The organism is Pseudoxanthomonas sp. 134C1, assembly GCF_057773065.1.
In genome coordinates, this window is record NZ_JBYMTH010000001.1 from 466378 (window position 1) to 483703 (window position 17326).

The window sequence follows — 17326 nt, forward strand, 5'->3', positions numbered from 1 at the left end:
TGGGGCGGGATTTCCAGACTGGCCGACTTTATCCCCGCGAGCCTGCGATGTCCGCTCACATTGAAACGCCCGAACTCCGCCATGACTGGCAGCGCGAAGAGCTGCTGGCCCTGTTCGATCTGCCCTTCCCGGAACTGCTGTTCCGCGCCGCGGCGACGCATCGCGCCCATTTCGACCCGGCCGAGGTGCAGGTCTCGACCCTGCTGTCGGTGAAGACCGGCGGTTGCCCGGAGGATTGCGCCTATTGCCCGCAGGCGCAGCGCTACGACACCGGCGTGAACGCGCAGAAGCTGATGGAAACCGATGAGGTGCTGGCCAGGGCGCGCCAGGCCAAGGCCGCCGGCGCGTCGCGCTTCTGCATGGGCGCGGCCTGGCGTTCGCCGAAGGATCGCGACATCCCGAAGGTCGCCGAGATGATCCGCGAGGTGAAGGCGCTGGGGCTGGAGACCTGCGCGACCCTGGGCATGCTCAGCGGCCCGCAGGCCACCGCGCTGAAGGACGCCGGACTGGACTACTACAACCATAATCTGGACACCGCGCCGGAGTTCTACGGCGACGTCATCCGCACCCGCGAGTACCAGGACCGCCTGGATACCCTGGCGCACGTGCGCGACGCCGGCATGAAGACCTGCTGTGGCGGCATCGTCGGCATGGGCGAATCACGCGATCAGCGCGCTGGTCTGCTGCAGGCGCTGGCCAACCTGCCGGCGCATCCGGACTCGGTGCCGATCAACCGGCTGGTGCAGGTGGCGGGCACGCCGCTGCATGGCACGGTGGAACTGGATCCGTTCGAGTTCGTGCGCACGATCGCGGTCGCCCGCATCGCGATGCCGCGCTCGATGGTGCGGCTGTCGGCGGGCCGCGAATCGATGAGCGACGAGTTGCAGGCGCTGTGTTTCAGCGCCGGCGCCAATTCGATTTTCTACGGCGAGAAACTGCTCACCACCGGCAATCCCGATACGGAGCGCGATCAGGCCCTGTTTGCCCGCCTGGGCCTGCGGCCGATGGCGGTACAGGTGGAGAATTTTGACGATAGTCACAGAAGCAATGTTACCGGCGGCGCTACGGTGCACGCCGACATCACCGCGCCGGCCGCCTGCTGCGACCACGCGGCGTAGTCATTGTGCTCAGGGGGAATCTGGCAGACAGGCACGGCGCCGGACAGGCGGCGTCGCCCTGCGTCGCGTTTCCGGCCATGCGGCGCAATCAGGAAACTTCCTTGCCGTCCCGCTGCCAGGCCGCCCATTTGTCATGACCCGCCCCGATCTGCTGGAACGCGTCCACACCCAGCGCAAGCTGCGCGCCGCGCAGGGGCGCTCGCGCGTGCGCCGCACCGTCACCCGTCGCGACGGCGTGCGGGTGGAGGTCAACGGCCGCTGGCTGACCGAGTTCGCCGGCAACGACTATCTGGGCCTGTCGCGGCAGTTCGAAGTGCTGAACGCGCTGCAGGATGCGGCCAGCCGCGAAGGCGCGGGCGCCGGTGCTTCCCACCTGATCACCGGGCATCATCTCGCCCACGACGGGCTGGAACAGGACATCGCCGACTGGCTGGGCTATCCGCGCGCGCTGCTGTTCGGCAACGGTTTCCTTGCCAACCTCGCCGTGCAGCAGGCACTGCTGGAGGACGGCGACGTCTGTGTGCAGGACCGCCTCAACCACGCCAGCCTGATCGACGCCACCCGCCTGGCCGGATGCAAGCTGCGCCGCTATCCGCACCTGGATCCGGAAGGTGCGATGCGCCAGCTGCGGCAGGCACCCGAAGGCGCGGCGATGCTGGCCACCGATGGCGTCTTCAGCATGGACGGCGATGTCGCACCGTTGCGGGCGCTCAGCCTGGTGGCGCGGATGCAGCAGGCGATGCTGTATGTCGATGATGCGCACGGTGTCGGCGTGCGCGGACCGGAGGGACGCGGCAGCGTGGCCGAGGCGCGCATGGGCGTGGAGGAAGTGCCGCTGCAACTGGTCACGCTCGGCAAGGCGCTGGGTGGTTATGGCGCGGTGCTGGTCGGCAGCGATGTGCTGATCCAGCATCTGGCGGAAACCGCGCGACCGTACATCTACACCACGGCGCTGCCGCCGGCGCTGGCGGCCGCCACCCGGGTGGCGGTACGGCATGCGCGGCGGGATCACTGGCGGCGCGAGAAGCTGCAGATGCTGGTGGATCGGTTCCGCGGCGCCGCGCAGGGACGCGGGCTCGAACTGATGGCGTCGGACACGCCCATCCAACCGGTCCTGTGCGGCAACGAAGCCAACGCGCTGGCGCTGTCCTCGGCGCTGGAGAGCGCCGGATTCTGGGTCCCCGCGATCCGCCCGCCGACCGTGCCCGAGGGCAAGGCACGCCTGCGCGTCACCCTGTCCGCCCTGCACACGCCGCAGGACGTGGATCAACTGGTCGAGGTGCTGGCGCGGTCGTGGGACGCCGTACGCCGCATCCGCAACGTCGGCACCTGAACGTGCAGCACTTGTCCGGCCGGTCGCCGCCGCGGAATCGGCGACAATAGGCACCGTCATTTCCGCCGGCCCCACCGGCGGCCTTCCGTTCCGTATCGCATGCATATCGAAGTCGTGGGCCAAGGCCCCTCGCTGGTTCTGATTCATGGCTGGGCCCTGCACGGCGGCGTGTTCGCGCCGCTGATCGAACGGCTGGCGGATCGCTGCACCCTGCATCTGGTCGATCTGCCGGGCCACGGCCACAGCCGTGATTCGTCCACACCGCTGGAACCGCGGGCATGCGTCGAGGAGATCCTGGCGCGCACCCCGCCGGCGGTCTGGCTGGGCTGGTCGCTGGGCGGTCTGTTCGCGATGCAGGCCGCGGCCTCTTCGCCACGGGTGAAAGGTCTGGCGCTGATCGCGGCGACGCCGCGGTTCGTGCGCGGCGACGACTGGCCGCACGCGGTCGAATCCTCGGTGTTCCTGCAGTTCGGCGAGGAACTGCGGCGCGACTACCGCGGCACGCTGGAACGCTTCCTGGCCCTGGACACGATCGGCTCCGAACACGCGCGCGAGGAACTGCGTACGCTCAAGCAGGCCCTGTACGCGCGTGGTGAGCCGGCGCCGCAGGCGCTGCAGCAGGGACTGCAGTTGCTGGAACACACGGATCTGCGCGATGCGCTTGCCGGCCTCGCGCTGCCCAGCCTGTGGATTTCCGGTCGCCGCGACCGGCTGGTGCCCGCCGCCGGCATGCGCGATGCGGCAGCGCTGGCACCGTGGGGCCTGCACGTGGACATCGCCGGCGGTGGACATGCGCCCTTCCTCGGCCACGCCGACCGGGTGGCGCACGAGCTGTCCGACTTCCTCGCCGCCATCGGCCACACGGCCGGCCCGCACGGTTGAACACGGCAGGCCGGTCTTTCCACTCGATTAGAATCCCGCGATGAATTCCCAGTTCGATCACCGCCACATCCGCCGCGCGTTCTCGCGCTCGGCCGCCGGCTACGACGCGGTCGCCGTGCTTCAGCACGAGGTCGGAAAACGCCTGCTGGAATCGCTGGACTATCTGGGCGACCGCGCGCCGAAGCTGGCCGTCGACGTGGGCAGTGGGCCGGGACATGCCGCCGCGACGATGCACAAGCGCTGGCCGAAGGCGCAGGTGATCGCGCTGGATCTGGCGCTGCCGATGCTGCGCGAGGCGAAGAAACAGGCGGGGTGGTGGAAGCCTTTCGCACGCGTGTGCGCGGATGCGCGCGCGCTGCCGCTGGCCGAGGGCAGCGTCGACGTGCTGTTCTCCAACCTGTGTCTGCAGTGGGTGGAGGATCTGCCCGCCGTGTTCGCCGGGTTCCGCCGCGTGCTCAAGCCGGGCGGCCTGCTGCTGTGCTCCACGTTCGGCCCGGACACGCTGCAGGAACTGCGCGATGCCTTTGCCGAGGCCGACGACACGCCGCACGTCAGCCGCTTCGCCCCGATCGCGCAGTTCGGCGACGCGCTGATGATGTCCGGCTTCCGGGATCCGGTGCTGGATCGGGATCGCTTTACCCTCACCTACGCCGATCTTCCCGCGCTGATGCGCGAGCTGCGTGCGATGGGCGCGACCAATGCGATGAATTCGCGGCGGCACACGCTGACCGGGCGCCGCCGTTTCGCGGCGGCCAGCGCCGCCTATGAACCGCTGCGCGGCGCCGACGGCAAGCTGCCCAGCACCTGGGAAGTGATCTACGCCCACGCCTGGGCACCGGAACCCGGCGCGCCGATCCGCGGCCAGGGTGGCGAGGAGATCGTGAGCGTGCCGCTGTCGCGGATTCCGATCCGCCGGCGCGGGGAATAGTGACGGCAGCGTGTTATCCCCCTTCAAACAAGGGGGACCGAGGGGGATCAGCTTCGACCTGTCCCGACCCGCGCCGTACTACCTGCTTACCTGCGCAATCCAGTCCTGCAGGTTGTAGTAGTTGGTGACGCGGGCGATCCGGTCATCGCGGATGTCGAAGAACGCACCGCCCGGCAACACGTAGGCCTGGCCCTTGGCCGGCGGCAGGCCTTCGTCGGTGTTGAGATACTCGCCATGCACCACGTATTCGGCGGCGGCGCGATCGCCATCCAGCGAGGCGAGTACCACGATGTCCCGCAACTGTTCGCGGTAGCTGGCGTTCATCCGGCCGAGGAAGGCGGCGAAGGCTTCGCGCCCGGTTTCGCGCGCACCCTGGTTGAGGTCGTGCACCACGTCGTCGGCGAGCAGCGCCAGCATGCCGTCCCAGTCGCCGCGGTTGAAGGCCGCGTAATAGGTCAGCACCAGTTCGGTGGCGCGATCCTGCCTGCGGTTGCCGTCGATCTTCATGCGCGTGGCCTCATCCGGTGCGAACCCGGATGATACTCCCGGACGGCTCCGCGGCGGCGTCTCAGCGAGACTGCGGCAGGCGGTCGCGGTGGAAAAAGTACACCTCGGCCAGCAGGAAGCGCCAGCGCGTGGTGAAGCTGCGGAAACGACTGGTCGGCGTGGGCGAACCCAATGCGTCGATGCCCAGCTCGTGGCTGATGCGCAGCGCGCGCGCCATGTGCAGCGGATCGCTGACGACGACCGCGCTGTGCAGGTCATGGGTCTGCATCAGCGCCGCGGCCTGGCGCAGGTTCTCGTGGGTGTTGCGCGAGACCGATTCGATCAGGATGGCCCGGGCCGGGACGCCCTGTCGGATCGCATAGCGGCGGCCCACCTGCGATTCGGAGAAGCGCGCGCCGGACCCGCCGTAGCCACCGGTGAAGATCAGCGTCTTGGCCAGGCCGCGCTTGTACAGTTCGATGCCGTGACGGATGCGCTCCTCGAACACCGGCGAAGGCTTGGCGTCGTAGGCCGCCGCGCCGAGCACGATGATGGCGTCGGCGGGCGCGGCCTGATCGCGCTGGCCCACCCAGGTGATGTAGCCGGCCACGCCGGCCAGCCACAACAACAGCAGCAGCAGCAAGCGGCGGACCCAACCCCAGAATCCCGTGCGCCGCTTCCGGCGCGCCGTGCCCACGCTCACGCCGGCCCCCACGGAAGGGCATCGAGATCGACATTGCCGCCTGACAGCACCAGGCCGACGCGCTGTCCCGCGAAGTGTTCGCGATGTTTCAGCAATGCCGCCAGCACCAGCGCGGAGGAAGGCTCGACCACGAGTTTCAGGCATTGCCAGAGCAGGCGCATCGCCGAGATCGTTTCCGCATCGTCGGCCACCAGCACCTGCACTCCGTGCTGGCGCAGGGCGGCGAAATTGGGTTCGCCGACCAGGGTACGCAGGCCATCGCAGACTGTGTCCGGGCTGAAATCAGCCACGCGCCGACCGAGCGCCAGCGAACGCGCGGTGTCGTCGGCGCCGGCCGGCTCGGCCGCGTAGATCCGGCAGGTCGGGGCCATCCGCGCGGTGGCGATCGCGGTGCCGGTGCTCAGGCCGCCGCCGCCCACCGGCGTCATCACCGCGTCGAACGCGCCATGGCTGTTGTGCAATTCCAGGATCGCGGTGCCCTGTCCGGCGATCACCGCCGGATGGGTGAAGGGGTGGATCAGCCGGGCCCCGGTTTCGGCCTGCACCTGCGCGCAGGCGGCTTCGCGCGCGGCCTGGGTCGGGGCGCAGCGGTGGATCGTCGCGCCGTAGCGTTCAATGGAGGCGAGCTTGGTGGCCACGGCGCCTTCGGGCACGACCACATGGCAGGGGATGCCGCGGGTGCGCGCCGCCAGCGCCAGGGCGCCGCCGTGGTTGCCGGAGGAATGGGTCACCACGCCGCGCCCGGCATCCGCTTCCGGCAGCGACCACACCGCGTTGCAGGCGCCACGGAACTTGAAGGCGCCACTGCGCTGCAGCGGTTCGGCCTTGAAGAACAACGAACAGCCGGCCAGCTCGTCCAGTTCGCGCGAATGCAGGACCGGCGTGGCGTGGGCATGGGGGGCGATGCGGGCGGCGGCGGCCAGGATATCGTCGAACGTGGGCAGGGTATGCGGCATGGACAACAGGTTAACGCACCACCCGCCCCGACTGGATGCGCCGCCGGGGCAACCGCGGGTGAAGCAGGGCGCGCGTGATGGCCAGGGTTAAGCACGGATTCAATCCGCCGGCCCGATGCTGGCAACCGCAGGAAAAGTCAGGGGCTGCACATGAAACCAAGATTGCTGATCATCGCCGCGTTGGCCGCAGCCGCCTTGAGCGGTTGCGCCACGTACGACCATGTCGGCGCCAGTGCGGCCGGTGGCTATTACCAGGGCCGCCCGGTGGTCCGCTATTACGACGCCTATGGCTATCCGGTCTACGGCAGCTACTACGGTGGCGCCTACAACCGGCCCTATTACTCCGGTCGCCAGCCCTACTACGGCTACTACGGTCCGTATTACCCGTACTATCCGCCGCCGGTGCATCGGCCGCGTCCGGGCCACGATCACGGCGGCTACCGGCCACCGCCGGGCAGCGGTCCGGGCGGCAACCGCCCGGCTCCCTGGCGGGATCCGACCCGCGGGGCCTGGCGTGAGCACGGCCAGCAGCCGGCGGTTCCGGGCCAGCCACCCCGGGTTTCGCCGGGCGCGCCGTCGCGGCCGCAGTCGATGCCCCGGAGCATCAATGAGCGGCCGGCCGGGGCGCCGCGGATCCAGCCCCGTGGCGGGCGGGTCCGGGTCATCGAGAACTGATCCGGGGGCCAGACCGCCGGCCGTCGGGCCGTTGGAGCCGAAGTTGACCGGTTGCGTCGCTTTCTGACGTCACAGGCGATAAAGGTTCCATGTCGACGTCCGGTGGGGAGTTCTGGATCCCCCCTGTTCCGGTCCCTGCCGGGCGTCGGCGCCTCTTCAAACCCGGCTTCGGCCGGGTTTTTCATTGCCTGACGCGGTATCCTTCGCGCACAAAAAAAGGGCCGGCAGTCCCCCGACTACCGGCCCCCGGCATCCCCGCTGTGCGCATGGCTGGCCCCTGTTCCAATCCCAGCCCACGCCCCTGTCGCTTGCCACATCGGGTGCCGTGGATACTTCGCAGGAAGCGTGCCAATCCGGTACCACCCGGTCCGGCGCCCGCCACCGCGAACGCCGGTCGCCAAGGCTGAACACGAACCATGAACCACGACTTCTACCGTTACGACGTCATCATCATCGGCGGCGGCCACGCCGGCACCGAGGCCGCGCTCGCCGCGGCGCGCGCCGGCGCACGCACGCTGCTGCTGACCCACAACGTCGAGACCGTCGGCGCGATGAGCTGCAACCCGGCCATCGGCGGCATCGGCAAGGGCCACCTGGTCAAGGAAATCGACGCGCTGGGCGGGGTGATGGCATGGGCCGCCGATCGCGCCGGCATCCAGTGGCGCACCCTCAACGCCTCGAAGGGACCGGCGGTACGGGCGACCCGCTGCCAGGCCGATCGCGCGCTGTATCGCCGCGCCATCCGCAGCGCGGTGGAAGCCCGGCCCAACCTGACCGTGTTCCAGGCGGCGGTGGACGATCTGATCATCGGGGACGAGAGCATCCGCGGCGCCATCACCCAGACCGGGCTGCGTTTCCATGCGCCGGCGGTGGTGCTGACCGCCGGCACCTTCCTGGCAGGCAAGATCCATGTCGGCGAGACCCAGTACGCGGCCGGCCGCGCCGGCGACCCGCCCGCGACCGCGCTGGCGCACAAGCTGCGCGAAGGCCGCTTCGTTGTCGATCGGCTGAAGACCGGCACGCCGCCGCGCATCGACGGCCGCACGCTGGACTACGCGGTGATGGAGGAGCAGCCCGGCGACACGCCCATGCCGGTGATGTCCTTCATCGGCGACGTGGCGGACCATCCGGCCCAGGTGTCGTGCTGGATCACCCACACCAGCGAGCGCACCCACGAGATCATCCGCAACGCGCTGCACCGCTCGCCGCTGTACACCGGCCAGATCGAGGGCATCGGCCCGCGCTACTGCCCGTCCATCGAGGACAAGGTGGTGCGTTTCGCCGAGAAGGCCAGCCACCAGATTTTCGTCGAGCCGGAAGGCCTGGACGTGGTGGAGATCTATCCCAACGGCATTTCCACTTCGCTGCCGTTCGATGTGCAGTTGGATCTGGTGCGCAGCATCCGCGGCTTCGAGCAGGCCCACATCACCCGCGCCGGCTACGCCATCGAGTACGACTTCTTCGATCCGCGCGGACTGAAGTCCTCGCTGGAGACCAAGGCGGTCGCCGGCCTGTTCTTCGCCGGCCAGATCAACGGCACCACCGGTTATGAGGAGGCCGCCGCGCAAGGCCTGATCGCCGGCCTCAACGCCGCCCGTTTCGTGCAGCAGAAGGATGCCTGGTCGCCGCGTCGCGACGAGGCGTACATCGGCGTGCTGATCGACGATCTGATCACGCATGGCACCAACGAGCCGTACCGCATGTTCACCAGCCGCGCCGAGTACCGGCTGCAGCTGCGGGAGGACAACGCCGACCAGCGCCTGACCGGCGTCGGACGCGAGCTGGGCCTGGTCGACGACACACGCTGGGCGCGCTTCAGCGCCAAGCAGGAAGCGGTCGAGCGCGAGGCCGCGCGCCTGCGCGCGCTGTGGGCCACGCCCAACAACGCACTGGGCCGCGAACTGGAAACGGTGCTGGGCGTGGCGGTGAGCCGCGAGACCAACGCGCTGGATCTGATCAAGCGTCCCGAACTTGACTACGCGAAGCTGATGCAGGTGCCCGCGCTGGGACCGGCGGTGGAAGACGCCAAGGTCGCCGAGCAGGTGGAAATCGGCGTCAAGTACGCCGGCTACCTGGACCGCCAGCGCGAGGAAATCGAACGGCAGCAGCGCAACGAAGCCACCCCGATTCCGCAGGGCTTCGATTTCGCCGGCGTGCACGGACTGTCGGCCGAAGTGCAGCAGAAACTGGCGCGCGTGCAGCCGCAGACCGTCGGCCAGGCCCAGCGCATCCCTGGCATGACCCCGGCCGCGATCTCGCTGCTGCTGGTGCATCTCACCCGCGCGCGCCGCGCCCAGGTGGCCTGAAGCAGACAGGGCCAGTGTTTCTACTTGCCCGCGTCGCCGCGCCGATGCTTTCACCGGCGCGGCTCAAGCCGGTTTACTCCGCCGGCAGCCCCATTTCCTTCAGCAGGTGCGGCGCCGGCTGGACCTTGGCCATCAGCCAGCGCATGTAGCGCAGGTCCACGTGCACGGCACGCTTGTAGCGCGGGTCGAACATCCAGCTGGCGCTGACCGATTCCCAGTTGCTGTCGAAGTTCAGGCCGATCAGTTGGCCCCGCGCGTTGAGCACGGGTGAACCCGAGTTGCCGCCGGTGGTGTCCAGGTTGGTCAGGAAGTTGACCGTCTGGGTTTTCAGCGCCGGATCGGCGGTGCTGCCGAAATCGCCCTTGGCGATCGCGGCCAGCAGCGGCTTGGGCGCATCGAACGGCACCATGTTGGTGTTCTTCTCGACGATGCCGGCCACGGTGGTCACCGGCGAGTAGCTCACGCTGTCGCGCGGATGCAGCGATTCCACCTTGCCGTAGCTGACCCGCAGGGTGCTGTTGGCGTCCGGATAGACCGAACGGCCCTGGCTGCGGTACCAGCCGGTCAGCGCCTGCATGTAGGCCGGGCGCAGGCGCAGAAGATCGCCGTCACGCTGCTTGCGTTCGTTCTCGATGCGCAGCAGGGCGGGCTGCAACTGCGCGGCCAGCGCCAGCAGCGGATCGGTCGAGCCGGTGATCGCGGCCGGTTCGGCTTTCAGCAGGCCGACCCGGCTCGCTTCCTCGCCCAGTGCGGTGCCGCCGTAGACACGCGCGAGTGCGGCTTCCAGGCTGGCGGCGTCGCGGCCGAAGGCGGCATCGAATTCCGGCAGGCGCTGCGCGTCGGGCAGCTTCTGGTAGCGGCCGACCAGTTCGGTCAGGAAGGCGCGTTCCATGCCGGCGTCGTAGCGGCGCTGGACCTGCTTCAACTGGCCTTCGATGAGGGCCAGATCGCGCTCCTGGTAACCGCCTTCGCGGTCGGCGTCCGCCTTGCCGCGCTCCAGCGCCAGTCGTTGCAGGGTGATCGCGCTGCGCAGCAACTGGGTGCGGCCGTCGATCATGCCGACCAGCATGTCGCGCGCCCGCATGGCGCTGGCCTGGTCAAGCAGCGCCTGCGCCTGATCGATGCGCGCGCGCACCGCCTTGGCATCGCCCCCCGACTTCGCCAGCCAGGCGTACATCGCCTTCTCGGCGTCGGCGCGCACCTGGATGGCGTTGCTGCGGCGCAGGCCTTCCAGTTCGCCGCTGAAGCGCTTGCTGCTGTTCTTCAGGCCGGACAACTGGCTGGCGTATTTCACCCCGGCCGCCGGATCCGCCTTGCCGCGCTGCTGGACAATGTCGATCAACGCATCCAGCACTTCGACATTGGCCGGCAGACCCCATTCGATGCGCTCCTTGAACTCGCTGGCGAAGCGATGGCGGTAGGTGATGCCGGGATAACCGGCGAGCATGGCGAAATCGCCTTCCTTCGGTCCGTCGAGCGCGACCTGCAGATGCGCGGGCGCGCGATAGGGCACGTTGTCCGGGCTGTATGCCGCCGGCTTGCCGTCCTTGCCGACGTAGGCGCGCAGCAGGGTGAAGTCGCCGGTGTGGCGCGGCCACATGAAGTTGTCGATCTCGTCGCCGTAGTTGCCGATCGCGCGCGGTGGCGCGTAGACCAGGCGGATGTCGCGCAGCTCCAGCTGTTTAATGCGATAGAAATCGGCGCCGTAGTACATGGTGGCGACGCTGCAGCGCATGCCGGCTTCCTGCTCGCACTCGCTGACGATGCGCTTGTTGGCGCGATCCACCGCGTCGTAGTAGTCGCGACCGGTCTTGCCGTCGGCGGCCTTGAGCACCTCGTCGGTGACGCGATCGAAGCCCACCGTGACCAGCACGCGGAAATCCGGATTGGCCGGCAGTTCCGTGCCGCGATCGGCGGCGGTGTAGCCTTCGTCGATCAGGTTCTTCTCCGGCTTGGAGTTGTACTGGATCACGCCATAGGCGACGTGGTGATTGGTCAGCACCAGGCCGTCGGCGGAGACGAACGCACCGGTGGCGCCGCCCACCTTGACCACCGCGTTCAGCGGCGGCCGGGTCAGATCCGCCAGCGCGGCGGGATCGCCTTCGAATCCCGCCTGTCGCAGCGGTCCGGCCAATTGCGGCAGCTGCGAGGGCATCCACATGCCTTCGTTGGCCTGCGCGGGCAGGACCAGGGCGATGCCCAGGGCCAGGGCGGTGAAAGGCGTGCGTGCGCTCATCGGCGGGAATCCTCGGAAAAAGACAGCCTGCGACGATAGCGGCCCGCGCCGTGCGGGGCAATTGCGGCGGCCCGCGGGCCCGGATGTCAGCCCGCGTCCAGCGCCACCGGCCGGCCGATGAACTCCCCGTAGCGTTTGGCGGCTCGAGCGAGTGCCGGTCGATCCGCCTTGCGCAGGGGCCGCAACGGGGTCAGCGCGAGCGTGGCACCCTGCCGACCCAACGTGCGCTTCCACAGCGCGCTGACGCGTCCATCGACGATCAGGCTTGGACTGACCAATCCATTGATGCCGACGACTTGACGGTTGTGCGCGGCGTCCAGCATGGCACTGCGATCCTTGTAACCGACCAGATACTCGTCGAACGGCGGCAGCAGGTGCACCGCCGGCGCCACCGGCGCGGCGCCTTCCGCCGACGCGATGAACCAAGACCGGGCGCCGTCGTGATCGTGGTGCGAAAGCGCGGGCTTCGCGCCTTCCAACGCCGTCTGGGCATCGCGCACGGTCAGGCCCGACCACCAGGCCAGATCCTGCACGGTGGCCGGGCCGTGTCCGGCGAAATAGCGCCGCCCAAGTTCCGCCAGCGCCTCGTCGCGGTCGAGGGGCGCGGTGCGCGGTATCCATTCGTCCAGCAGCACGAAGGTCGGTTGCTTGCCTTCGCGCGGTCCCTGGCAGATCACGCCCTCGTGGGCGAGCCGGCCCAGGATGTGCAGGCCGCGTTGTCCTTCGGTATCGATACCGCGCTCGGCCAATGCCTCGTACAGCGCGCCGCGGGTCATCCGCCGGTCGCCTTCGAGCAGTCGCGTGATCACCTCGGCACAGCGACCCGTCGTACGCGCATCCAGACCGAAGTCGCGCTCCTGGCGCGCGCGGTCGCGGGCAATCGCGCGGCTGGCCATCAGCGTCAGCATCCAGCGCGTGTCCTCGGGCGCCACCAGATGCAGCGTGCCGCGCATCGGCCAGGTGCGCACGATGCGACGCTCGGCGATGGCTCGTTCGACATCGGCCTCGCGCGCGCCCGCGGTCCGCAGACCGACCGCCCACAGTGATCCGTAGTAGTCCTGCGCCTGTACCGCCAGCAGATGGCGGACGGTGGCCGCGGGATCATCGCCCAGCGGCGCGCTGATGCCTTGTTGCTGAAGCCGCCACTCGGCTACTGGCGGAGGGCCTTTCATCTCAGCGCTTGAGCTCGAAGACCGCCCTTACGTTCTCCCTGTATTCCACGGTGGGCTGAACGTAGCGTCCGGAGGCGTTGCTTCCGGTGACCGTCATCGCGTCCAGCGTTCCCCCCTGGTATCCCAACACTGCCTGCGAAGCGATGCTGTCGATGCTGTAGATGGGCCCGAGCGCCGCACCAAACGCTGCGGAGGTGTCGCGTGCCTGCGCCTGCGCATCCTGGATCGCCTTGCGCTTGGCCTCGGCGCGAAACTCGGCCGCGCGCGAGGATTCGAACTGAAGGTTGCGGAAACTCGTGGCGCCCGCGGCGAGTCCCGTGTCAATCAGATCATTGAGTTGGTGGATCCGTGTCAGCAGCACGGTGACGGTCCGGTTGGCCTCGTAACCATTGGAAACCCGCTTTCCGGCATCCGTGTAGTCCACATCCTCGGAAGCCTGCAGGCTTCCGGCCTCGATATCCCCGTCCGCGATGCCGAAGCGGGAAAGCGCCTCAAGCAACCGGTTGACCCCCTGATCCACGGCCTTCTTGGCGGGCAGCGGCTGTGCGGCGCGGGATTCGAACTCGAAACTCAGGCGCGCGCTGTCGGGCTTGGCGGTGACCTCGCCCGTGCCCGACACCACGATGTGCGGCGCGTCGGGAAGCGGAGTGCCGGCGAAGGCGGGGGCTGCCAGGACGAAAAGCACGGCGAGAAGAACCTGACGCATGAAATCTCCTTTTCCAGCGAAGTGGATGAACCCGTTCTATTTTTCCTTGCGCCAGTTGATCGAGCCACGGCTCTCGATCGTGCTGGATTCGATTTCGATGTCGAAGCCCTTGCGCAGCAGGTACTTCAGCGTCACCGCGGAGCCCGAGCCGACCATCGACACGCCGTAGCTGACGTACAGCCGGGGCGAAAGGTACTTGCCGACGCCGAACACCGAGCCGCCCAGCGTGCGCGACTCCAGCACGCCGGCGTCGTCCAGGCCGATCTTGGCGCCCAGCTGCGACGCCAGCAGGCCGGCGCCCGCCGACAGCGCCGAGGAGGCGGCGTTGATGCGCTGGCTTTCGTCGCTGCTGGCGCTGTTGAGCGAGCGGCCCAGCACCAGGTAGGCCAGCGCCTCGGATTCGGAACTGGCCGGATCCGACCACACCTTGGCGCGCGGCTGGCTGGCGCGGCCGGTGACATCGATGCCGGCGGTGACGCCGGCGCTGATGACCTCGCGCTGGGCGCGGATGTTGATGCGCGGGTCACTCACGGCATTGTTGCTCCAGGTCAGTTCGCCGCGGGTGATCTGCAGCTTCTGTCCATAGGCTTCGTAGCGGCCGTCCACGTCGAGCCGGCCGGTCGCGACCATCTCGCGGCCCAGGCGCGAGCGCACCCGCATGTTGCCGCCCAGCGTGCCTTCCAGGCCGTAGCCCTTCAGCGCGACCTTGTCGCCGAGGGTGATGCCGAGATCCAGATCCAGCCGCGAACTCGGCGTCCGTTCCGGATCCGCCGGATCCAGCACCACCACGTCCTCGGATGCGGAGACGCCGTCGTCGAGCTTTTCAACGTCGATGCTCGCCGACGGCACGGTGACGTCGCCGCGGACCTGGATGGTGTTGTCGGCGAAGCCGACCTGGATGTTGGGCGATGCGATCGCGCGGAGGTCGGTGGTGTCCGATACCAGCACGTTGTCGCCGCGCACGTTGAACTGCAGCGGCGTGGTGTCGTTGTTCCAGCCGAGGCTGCCGTCGATCCGCAGCACGCCTTCGCCGGACTTCACGCTGCCGTCGATGCGCGCGCTGCCGTCGGCCAGCGCGACCAGGCTCGCGGTGCCGTCGGTGAGGGTGATGCCGAGCGCGGGCAGTTCGCCGGTGAACTCGGTCAGGTCCGCTTCGCCGGTGAGCGCCGGGCGGCCACGGGTACCGGCCAGACCGATGTGGCCGGCCAGCTTGCCGCGCGGACGTACCAGATCCGGCGAGAACAGTTCCAGCCAGAACAGCCGCGAATTGTGGAAATACAGATCGCCACGCAGCGGCGAGAACTCGTCCCAACCGGTGTTGACGGTGGCGTCGACGTAGCCGTTGCCCTTGAAGCCGCTGCCCAGGCGGGCCTGGATGCGTTGCGGGTTGAAGTCGGCGTCGAAGGTGAAATTGTCGTAGCTGATCAATTCGCCGCGCGCGTTGGTGCCCAGTTTCATGCCGCCTTCCAGCGACGCCAGATGGACCTTGCCTTCCCAGGCGTTGCCGCGCGGCCGCAGGCTGGCGTCGAGGGCGAGATTGCCGCGCAGGATCAGCGGACGGCCGCTGTTCTGCGGCAGCCACGGATGCACCAGCGTCAACGGCAGCGAATCCGAATGCAGGCTCAGGCCCTGGCGCGGCCAATCGGCCTCGGCGCACAGCGAGCCGCCGTCATTCGACGCCAGGCAGGTGCTGCCCAGTGTCCAGTTGGCGCCACGCTGGGCGAACCGTGCCGGCTGCTGCAACTGCCATGCGCCGCCCTTGGACGGCGCGATGCGCAGCGCGTCCAGCGCGCCCTGCCAGTTTTCGCCGCGTCGCTGCGCGCTGCCGGTCAGCGCGATCGCGCCCATCGGATTGCGGGCATCGCCATCCACCCGCAGGTCCTCGACCGCGCCGCGGGCATCCAGCCGCAGTTGATCCAGCACCATGCCGACGTCGACCGCGCTCGCGCGTATAGCCAGTTCGCCGTTGCCGCTGCGCCACGGCAGGCGGCCGCGCAGGCTGACGGTGTCGGCGCTCCAGTCGTTCCAGCGCAACTGGCTGCCGGAAAGGTCGGCTTCGATGTCCGGCGCCGTGCGCGCGCCGGTCAGTTTCACCGTGCCCTGCAGGGTACCGCTGCCGGTCGGCAGCAGATCGGCCAGATGCAGCGGCGACAGCGAGGCATCCACCGCGAGCCGGTCACCGACCTTGCCCTTGGCCTGCACGCGGCTGCCGCCGAGCGTCATCGCCAGCTGGCCTTCGCCGTCTTCGCCATGCAATGCGAACTGGCCGCGCGCGTCCAGCGGCCTGCCGCGCAGCCGGCCCGCCAGTTTCGGCAGATCCAGGGTGGCGTCGAAGCCACCGGCTTCGCGCGCCTGGCCCCGGCTGCTGAATTCGCCGGACAGGTTGCCGTCCCAGTCGGCCAGGAAATAGCCGGGATCGAAGCCGGCCAGTTTCGCTTTCATGTCCCACTTCAACACCGGTGTCCATGCGACTTCGCCACCCGCGTCGAGCTGTCCAGTCGGCATCTTCGCGCTCAGTGTCTTCACCGTGGCGCGCTCGCCGTTGCCGGCGGCGTCGAACTGCACCTGCGCCTTGTCGCCGGCGCGGGTGAAGTCGGCCTTGCCGAGCGCCGCCCAGTTCTCCAGTTGTCCGGCCATGCCCAGATCGGCGTTGGCGCCAATGGCGGTTTCGGCGCTGTCGCCCCAGCGCAGCCCACGCGCATTCACCGCGAAGCGGAACTTCGGATTCGCGGGATCCTTGAAGTCGGCACGTCCGCGCAGGGTGGTGATGCCTTCGAACGCGCGCACGACCAGCGGTTCCACCGTCAGCACCTCATTGGCGATGGCGACCTGGGAAGGATCGATCACCACCGTGATTTGATCCTGGACGACGCGTCCTTGCAGGGTTGCTTTTCCGCCCGCGCCGTCGGCCTTCAGATCGAAGGCAAGCGGCAGACTGTCTTCGGTGACGGCCAGCGCCGCCAGATCCAGCGACTCGGTCTTTCCGGTGAAATGCCAGGTCGGATTCTCGGCGCCCTGCAGGGTGAGCAGCACCCGCACCGGCGCCGGCGCGTTGCCGGCCAGTGCCATCTCCATCTTGTTGATGTCGCCGCGCGCGACCAGGCCCAACCGGGCCGGGGCCTTGCCCGTCGGCGCGGGAAACACGCCGGTGGCGACCAGATCGGTGCGATAGGACTTGCCCGGCGCATAGCCGCCGTTTGCGTTGAAGTGACCGCGATCGGTGTCGATGGCGAGCTTCTCGGCGAGGAAATAGCCATTGCCGATGTCGATGCCGCCACGACCGCGGCGGATGTCGATCACCGGCTCGCCGGCCTGCGAAATCCTGAACCCGTCGATGACCAGCGTGTCGGCCTGGATCGCCAGCGGCATCTGGATCTGCGGCAGCGATTCGGGCCAGCGCGGCAGTTCGAACGGTTCGTCGCTCTCCGGAACGTCCAGGGTGGCGTTGCGGATCTCCAGCGCGTCCAGCCGCAGGCGCTTGCCCAGCAACGGCCTCAGATCCGGATCCAGGTACACGCGCTCGGCGGTGAAATGGATCTTGTCCCAGCGGAAATCCACGCCATGCAGGGTGAGCGGTCCCGCGATCGGTCCCTCGACCTGTTTCCAGGTCAACGACGAGTTGGCCGGCAAGCGCGCCACCACCTGCGCCAGCAACACATCACGACCGGCCACGGTCTGCAGCAACCAGTACAGGCCGAAGCACAGCAGCAGGACCAGCACGCCGGTGCCGATCGCGCTGCGGATGGCCAGCACGCGCATGCGCGCGCGGCGGCGCGCACGCAGTTCGGCGATGCGCGCCTCGCGTTCTTCCGGGGTGATGTCGTC

The 17326-nt window shown here is 68.8% G+C and carries 13 protein-coding genes; 6 read left to right on the plus strand and 7 right to left on the minus strand.

Features of this window, described 5'->3' with window-relative positions:
• The first annotated feature begins 47 nt into the window (after window positions 1-47).
• From bioB to bioC, 4 genes are all read left to right on the plus strand, one after another.
• A complete protein-coding gene (gene bioB / locus AC3DEZ_RS02045) occupies window positions 48-1118 on the plus strand; it encodes a biotin synthase BioB (protein ID WP_488386721.1) in 1071 nt (356 codons plus the stop codon).
• A gap of 133 nt (window positions 1119-1251) precedes the next feature.
• Window positions 1252-2451, plus strand: a complete 1200-nt coding sequence (gene bioF, locus AC3DEZ_RS02050; protein WP_488386722.1) for an 8-amino-7-oxononanoate synthase — start codon at window positions 1252-1254, stop codon at window positions 2449-2451.
• A gap of 99 nt (window positions 2452-2550) precedes the next feature.
• Complete coding sequence (gene bioH, locus AC3DEZ_RS02055) at window positions 2551-3333, plus strand: pimeloyl-ACP methyl ester esterase BioH (protein ID WP_488386723.1); 783 nt, start codon at window positions 2551-2553, stop codon at window positions 3331-3333.
• 40 nt (window positions 3334-3373) lie between these two features.
• Complete coding sequence (bioC, locus tag AC3DEZ_RS02060; RefSeq protein ID WP_488386724.1) at window positions 3374-4261, plus strand: malonyl-ACP O-methyltransferase BioC; 888 nt, start codon at window positions 3374-3376, stop codon at window positions 4259-4261.
• 78 nt (window positions 4262-4339) lie between these two features.
• On the opposite strand, the gene AC3DEZ_RS02065 is transcribed toward bioC, so the two are convergent.
• From AC3DEZ_RS02065 to AC3DEZ_RS02075, 3 genes are all read right to left on the minus strand, one after another.
• A complete protein-coding gene (locus AC3DEZ_RS02065; protein WP_488386725.1) occupies window positions 4340-4768 on the minus strand; it encodes a ketosteroid isomerase-related protein in 429 nt (142 codons plus the stop codon).
• A 61-nt stretch (window positions 4769-4829) separates the two neighbouring features.
• The gene (locus tag AC3DEZ_RS02070; protein WP_488386726.1) at window positions 4830-5450 is read right to left on the minus strand and encodes a YdcF family protein; all 621 of its coding nucleotides are present in this window, start codon (window positions 5448-5450) and stop codon (window positions 4830-4832) included.
• On the minus strand, window positions 5447-6406 hold the full coding sequence (locus AC3DEZ_RS02075; protein WP_488386727.1) for a threonine ammonia-lyase: 960 nt from the start codon (window positions 6404-6406) through the stop codon (window positions 5447-5449). Before AC3DEZ_RS02075 ends, AC3DEZ_RS02070 begins: the two co-directional genes overlap by 4 nt.
• 150 nt (window positions 6407-6556) lie before the next feature.
• Between AC3DEZ_RS02075 and AC3DEZ_RS02080 the strand changes: the two genes are divergently transcribed.
• Window positions 6557-7081: a hypothetical protein gene (locus tag AC3DEZ_RS02080; RefSeq protein WP_488386728.1), complete on the plus strand. Its 525-nt coding sequence runs from the start codon at window positions 6557-6559 to the stop codon at window positions 7079-7081.
• A gap of 416 nt (window positions 7082-7497) precedes the next feature.
• Complete coding sequence (gene mnmG / locus AC3DEZ_RS02085; protein ID WP_488386729.1) at window positions 7498-9387, plus strand: tRNA uridine-5-carboxymethylaminomethyl(34) synthesis enzyme MnmG; 1890 nt, start codon at window positions 7498-7500, stop codon at window positions 9385-9387.
• A 73-nt stretch (window positions 9388-9460) separates the two neighbouring features.
• Here the strand turns inward: mnmG and AC3DEZ_RS02090 are convergent, their stop codons facing one another.
• The 4 genes from AC3DEZ_RS02090 to AC3DEZ_RS02105 all read right to left on the minus strand — a co-directional run bounded on the left by AC3DEZ_RS02090 (window position 9461) and on the right by AC3DEZ_RS02105 (window position 17260).
• Entirely contained in the window at window positions 9461-11623 is a 2163-nt protein-coding gene (locus tag AC3DEZ_RS02090) for a S46 family peptidase (protein WP_488386730.1), read from the minus strand.
• An 86-nt stretch (window positions 11624-11709) separates the two neighbouring features.
• Window positions 11710-12795: a winged helix DNA-binding domain-containing protein gene (locus AC3DEZ_RS02095; RefSeq protein ID WP_488386731.1), complete on the minus strand. Its 1086-nt coding sequence runs from the start codon at window positions 12793-12795 to the stop codon at window positions 11710-11712.
• A 1-nt stretch (window position 12796) separates the two neighbouring features.
• Window positions 12797-13501 carry an SIMPL domain-containing protein gene (locus AC3DEZ_RS02100; RefSeq protein WP_488386732.1) on the minus strand — a complete coding sequence of 235 codons (705 nt, stop codon included), beginning with the start codon at window positions 13499-13501 and terminating at the stop codon, window positions 12797-12799.
• 36 nt (window positions 13502-13537) lie between these two features.
• Window positions 13538-17260 (minus strand): translocation/assembly module TamB domain-containing protein, encoded by a 3723-nt coding sequence (locus AC3DEZ_RS02105; RefSeq protein ID WP_488387036.1) that lies wholly within the window; start codon window positions 17258-17260, stop codon window positions 13538-13540.
• Window positions 17261-17326 lie beyond the last annotated feature (66 nt).